This is a genomic window from Cryobacterium sp. N19, assembly GCF_002929595.1.
Taxonomy (GTDB): Bacteria; Actinomycetota; Actinomycetes; order Actinomycetales; family Microbacteriaceae; genus Cryobacterium; species Cryobacterium flavum.
Genome location: NZ_PJJR01000024.1, coordinates 1 through 5003, shown reverse-complemented (window position 1 = coordinate 5003; position 5003 = coordinate 1). Strand labels below are relative to the sequence as shown.

The window sequence follows — 5003 nt, the reverse complement described above, 5'->3', positions numbered from 1 at the left end:
GTAGGGCTTGGGCATGATGACATCTTTCCAGTGAAGACGAAGCTCCACAGGTCAGGAGTCAACCAAACCGAGGGCAGTCCCACTGCACTTCAGTATCAAGCGAAGACCAGCGTCAAACTCGGTGGGGGTAAGGAGCGGCTTGTGGGGCCGCGCCTCATCGCCACCGATACGGTCTTCGATGAAGGTGATGGCAAAGAAGTGCGCGGTGCCGCAACTGCATTGCTGCTCGCAGTATCCGGCAGGCCAGTCAATGAGGGCGAACTCACGGGGCCAGGCGCATTGTCGCTGACAGCAACGAATTGAGCACGCGCGTCGTCGAGACGCCAGGTGGGAGTGCCATCTTTAGCTCGTCCCGCAAGCTGTTCCCCTTACGGTCGGCGTTCTATGTGAGACTGTCCGGCATCCGCTCTTGGGGAGAAAACATTGCGCTCATCTCTACCGATGCCTGGGAATCCCTGGCCTCACGACATGCTCATCACCGTCGACGATGATCCGAACACGTTGGTTGATCTGCTCTGGGTTCGGGAGGCGTGGAATCTTTACCCGGTCGGCAATGACTTTCCTCCCCTCCTGTCGGACGATTCAGTGCGAGCGCACGCCCAGACCGAGTCGACCGACTCGACCGCAGCCTGGTCTGACGCGTGGCCGGGGACCTGGAACGCATGTATTCACCATGCCGGTCTGATTCAAGACAACACGATCTTCGACCGGCTCCAGCACACTCTAGATGGGTCACCGGAACGCGCCGACCTGTTAGCCAGCATGGTCGGGCCGTCCTGGAGGAGCTCTTTCGGCGACGAAGCCTTTACGGAAGAAAAGGAGACTTGGAATCTTTCACAATTCCATGCACGCACACAACGTCGCCCGACGTCCCTCGCGGATGATCCGGAACGCTTGTCGCTGAGTGCGCTGATCCCAGCATGGCAAGCCGGGCTGACAAAAATTGTCACCATCCCCTGCCAAGGCTCCTATACGCGCGTCATCGGACGGCACACGCTCCTCGTGACGGAGGAGACCCGGGACGATCACCATCAGTACAGCGAAGCTCTCAAACAGTTCCGATAGGGGTTGGCTGACGAAACGCATCTGGCAGGGCCGGGGAAAGCGCCCAACCTGTCGGTTGGCGCGGGAGGCCAACAGTGGCCCACCGGAGGCAGCCGCCGGATTGCAGATAATGCAAAAGGTGACAGATATTACAGTCCTCGATAGCGTGGAACTCAAGTCAGCCCCGCGACTCGGACAGGCGAGACCGCTGTCAATTCGGTTTCTAGGACAAAGGAGCAGAGATGGCGCCCCCTTCTGAGCCGGCTGATGCCCGACGCCACGCGATGGCCGAAGATGACCGTGCCCGCGGCGATTGGGATCACTGCGTCCGGAGGGAGATTCCTGCAGCCCTGCTCGGACGGGAGGTCCTTACGAGAACGGCCGACTTCTCGCTGTGGCTGGAAGATGTTCGGGGGTACAGCAGGGGATTCACCTTCACGGTTCGTCTCGTGGTCTCGAAGGAGGTCCTGAAGCGATTCGACTTGCCGTTCGGTCCTACGTTTCTCGGTCGATTCCCCGACAGGGAAGGGGTCGACTTCTGGGTTTCTGCAGGAGGGCGACGCTATTCAAACGAACGCTATTCAAACGAAACTCGTAGGCCCAACGGGCGAGATCTTCAGGTCATCGCCGGTGGCGCAGTGCCGCAGGTGACCTGGACGCAATGGTGGGTAGCCGACGTCTCGATGCCCGAGATCCAGATCGGATTCGACTGGGCCTCAATCGGTGTGGGAGGCTCGCGGACCATCGGGACCGGCAACTGGCAGGAGACGATCGCAAACAACGTGCTTCTCCTCCCCATATCGGCGCCCTAGCTGCCAGACGAGCTCGCGGGCGTCCCGCTTTTCTAACGCCGTCGGACAAGCGTTCCTCTCAAGGTTCCCCTCTTGAAGACGAACTATTTTGCTCTTCGCCCCCGATCTGAACGAAAGTACGCAAGGGCGTCGGGCTGAAGTCACTTCCTTCAATGAAACCCAGGGATTCGTAGAATGCGCGCTGGCCCGGTTCGTCATCGGTCAGAAGTACCTTCTGTCGAACGTGGACGTAGCGCTCCAGGACCTTTTCAACCAGAGCCTTGCCAAGGCCGGCGCGTTGTTGGCGGGGGCTCACAAGGATGTCTTGGAGATAACAAATGGTGGCGTTGTCGGAGATGACCCGGGCCAGTCCCACAAGTTCGCCGTCCTCGTTGCTCGCCGTCAGGACGTACGATGACTGCTCCACGGCACGGACAAGGGCATCTGGGTCGCTCGCGTACGCCGTCCACCCGACGCTTGAATAAAGACCAACGAGGTCATGTCGCGGGAGGTGCTTCGACTCGGAAAAGGTAAAGGTGGGCATGGGACATGCTGTCACACGTCTATGCGGGCCCAAGCACTGTCCCGCTGACGGTTCGACATTCGAACTGTCGTGTGGCCGATATGGTTGCGGAATGGACACTACTCAGCGGCTGCAATATCGCTGGGCGGCCGGGCTGCTCCTAGTTTAAGGCGTCCTTATGGAGGGGCTCGTCTTCATTGGCGTCCTTGTCCTCTTGGCTCTAAGAATTCCGCAAACGACCATCGTCGAAAATGCCGATGTCTTCGCCCTTCAAGATTGACTTTGAGGCACGTTCTGTTACCGCTGTCGGGAATTGAATAGGGCGGCGACTCCCGGGTTCTTTTGCAATTCAGTGACCGTTTCAAGCGGTAGTTGTGTCGCGACGGCGATCTGATCGGCTGAGTACCCCTCTCGGCCCCAATACTCAATCAATGCATCAATCTCCACGCCCGTGGTGTCGGGGATGCGTTCCTCGTGCCTAACTAGTTCCCACAGTCGTTCGAGTCGTTGGATGTCCGCAGCCGGTATTTCTGCGCGGTGCGTCCTATTTGGCTTGTGCAACTCGAACTGCCAGCCAGGGTGGCGGCCATCGTCTTCAATCTCGTCTCTATTGACCAAAATCATCATCTCCTCGACAGTTCGGACACGTGTCTAAATCCATTGTTGCGCGGAGCTGGTGCGTTGTCGCGCTATGCGTGCTTGTCACGGGGTCTTGTCAAAATGAGCCGCAGCTGTGTGTGTTGGGATGGCCTCGCCGAAAAATCGAATGGAACGACTGAGGAGCAGTGAACGTCACCCATCGGTGAACGGAGTGTCTAAGGCAAGGGCGTGGACGTAGCTCAGCACCGCATCCCGAATCAACTGTGACCGCGTTATCCCGTGGGTAGAGGCGACCTGACGCACTTTGGAGTTCGGCACAGCCGTCGTCCGAATTTTCCAGGCCACGTAGGCCAACCCAACAGCTTCGAGCCGACGGCTGCCGCGGGTGATCGTCACCGCGGCGTCGAGAGTATCCGCACCTGTCTAGTCAATGAGGGAACGCTGGGCGGCTTCGGCCGCTGCGTTCCCACGCCGGATGGTCCTGCCTTTGAGATCGGATGGCCCGCTTCGGCTCGTGCGGCCCGTGCCTGCGGATGAGGGACTCGCAATAGGTCGTCACGGGGGTTAGCTCGCCAGTGCTTGTTCGCGTATCTCGCGGATCAGCTGTGTGGTTTCGGATTCGACCTCGTGATCGATCCCAACTATCAGGTGCCCGGCATTTTCTGGGGCATGGCAGCCGAGGGTACCGCTGTGCAGGCCTTCCACGAGTTTCACGGGCTCCGTGCGGTAGTCGCGGACGGCTGGTGGTTCAGTGGCGTTGCGGAGAAAGAGTGCCTGAACGTCTTCTTGGCCGCGGACGGCGATAGTTCCGGATCGAATCCATTCTCGGGGCAGATCAGGGGCGGGTACGCTGCAGACGCGTGTTAGTCAACACGCCACCGCCCGCGTTCGATAGCCCATTTGCTATTGCCCCGAAGGGGGGCCCGTTGCGGGGAATCGTCACATCAAGTTCCTGATCCGTCCGTTCGCGCCTTGACGGCTTTCGAGACGCTGTCAGGCTGCATCACCCTTGTCGATGAGCGCGTTCGCTGACGAGCAACGGGAGGTTGAGGAGCCAGAGCAACCCGAGCTGAAAAATCCGCAGGTCCGCATCAGTATGCTTAGCGGCATGGATGTGTTTGGGTGGATTGCGGCAGTCGTGGGAGCCGTGGGAGCCATGCTCTTCATCGCGTCCTTGATCCGCACAATTCGGGCCAACCCCGACACGAGAATCCCCTTCAACCGGAATCCTCCGGTCCTCCCGGCTGGATCCATCGCGATGCGGAGCATTGGCGCAGGACTCCTTGTCTTCGGCGGGGTCGCACTCACAAATGCCCATGGAACATGGAGCATGATCGTTGTCGTCGGTGTTGTTCTCGTCACACTGGCCGTAATCACCGTTCACAACCATCGCCTGACTGTCACAGCAAACCACTGACTGCGACGGTTCCCGTTCCCGGTTAAGGTTCGGCTATTGGGACAACGGCTGCGCAGGCCCGCTGTGGATGGCAGCGAATCCGCAGCGTACCGTGGCGTCTGCAGTCTGGCTCGGGCGCGGCGAGGGATATTCCTGCTTTCTCGCAGGACACGATTGAGCGGCTGAGCCCTGTTCGCAGACGTTGCACCTACATTTCGCGCGCCCTGCACGCGTTCGCATCCGGCCGGCTTAGAGCCATGTTTTCTGAGCGAGAGCCTATGCTTCGGGCATGGAAACCGTGAGGCTTTTGCTATTTGTGATCGGCCTGGTGATGATCGCTGGCGGGTTGCTTTATGCGTTACGGGTACGGAAACGAATCGGTTCCCCTGCCACACGCCCTGAGTTATGGACCATTGGCGCCTTATCTGGCGGTGGTGCCTCGCTCGTCGTGACCTCGCTCCTGATCCCCATATATCCGTATTGACGACAAGCGGCCCGCAGTCCCGTAGGGGGTTCCCCTTTGACACATCGAGCTGGCCAACTTCTGGCTCAGCAATCTGTCGCGACCTGCGTCGCCCAAGGTTGCCACCGCGACATGCGGAGGCTACGTGGCCTGCATCGTTTGCCTGCCGAGATCGCCGACGAACTT

6 protein-coding genes and 1 pseudogene are annotated in these 5003 nt (G+C 59.6%); 4 read left to right on the top strand and 3 right to left on the bottom strand.

The window, feature by feature from the left end:
- The 3 genes and pseudogenes from CXY78_RS20555 to CXY78_RS00340 all read left to right on the top strand — a co-directional run.
- Positions 1 to 303, top strand: a pseudogene (locus CXY78_RS20555) (hypothetical protein); the annotation flags it as partial.
- Positions 304 to 468: 165 nt separating this feature from the next.
- Complete coding sequence (locus tag CXY78_RS00345) at positions 469 to 1065, top strand: hypothetical protein (RefSeq protein WP_140425479.1); 597 nt, start codon at positions 469 to 471, stop codon at positions 1063 to 1065.
- A gap of 221 nt (positions 1066 to 1286) precedes the next feature.
- On the top strand, positions 1287 to 1856 hold the full coding sequence (locus tag CXY78_RS00340; protein WP_104087476.1) for a hypothetical protein: 570 nt from the start codon (positions 1287 to 1289) through the stop codon (positions 1854 to 1856).
- 58 nt (positions 1857 to 1914) lie between these two features.
- Here CXY78_RS00340 and CXY78_RS00335 read toward each other — a convergent pair whose 3' ends face one another.
- The 3 genes from CXY78_RS00335 to CXY78_RS20885 form a co-directional block, all read right to left on the bottom strand.
- Positions 1915 to 2379: a GNAT family N-acetyltransferase gene (locus tag CXY78_RS00335; protein WP_104087475.1), complete on the bottom strand. Its 465-nt coding sequence runs from the start codon at positions 2377 to 2379 to the stop codon at positions 1915 to 1917.
- Positions 2380 to 2655: 276 nt separating this feature from the next.
- Positions 2656 to 2985, bottom strand: a complete 330-nt coding sequence (locus CXY78_RS20890; RefSeq protein ID WP_092342387.1) for a hypothetical protein — start codon at positions 2983 to 2985, stop codon at positions 2656 to 2658.
- A gap of 537 nt (positions 2986 to 3522) precedes the next feature.
- The gene (locus CXY78_RS20885) at positions 3523 to 3672 is read right to left on the bottom strand and encodes a hypothetical protein (protein ID WP_158252772.1); all 150 of its coding nucleotides are present in this window, start codon (positions 3670 to 3672) and stop codon (positions 3523 to 3525) included.
- Between the two features lie 301 nt (positions 3673 to 3973).
- Here CXY78_RS20885 and CXY78_RS00315 point away from each other — a divergent pair, with 301 nt between their 5' ends.
- Positions 3974 to 4375, top strand: coding sequence for a hypothetical protein (locus CXY78_RS00315; protein WP_092342383.1), 402 nt, complete (start codon positions 3974 to 3976; stop codon positions 4373 to 4375).
- Positions 4376 to 5003: the final 628 nt, after the last annotated feature.

What these genes read in the sequence shown, in the direction of transcription:
- CXY78_RS00345 (WP_140425479.1), top strand. Translation starts at nt 469, where the DNA reads ATGCTCATCACCGTCGACGATGATCCGAACACGTTGGTTGATCTGCTC.
- CXY78_RS00340 (WP_104087476.1), top strand. Translation starts at nt 1,287, where the DNA reads ATGGCGCCCCCTTCTGAGCCGGCTGATGCCCGACGCCACGCGATGGCC.
- CXY78_RS00335 (WP_104087475.1), bottom strand. Translation starts at nt 2,379, where the DNA reads ATGCCCACCTTTACCTTTTCCGAGTCGAAGCACCTCCCGCGACATGAC.
- CXY78_RS20890 (WP_092342387.1), bottom strand. Translation starts at nt 2,985, where the DNA reads ATGATGATTTTGGTCAATAGAGACGAGATTGAAGACGATGGCCGCCAC.
- CXY78_RS00315 (WP_092342383.1), top strand. Translation starts at nt 3,974, where the DNA reads ATGAGCGCGTTCGCTGACGAGCAACGGGAGGTTGAGGAGCCAGAGCAA.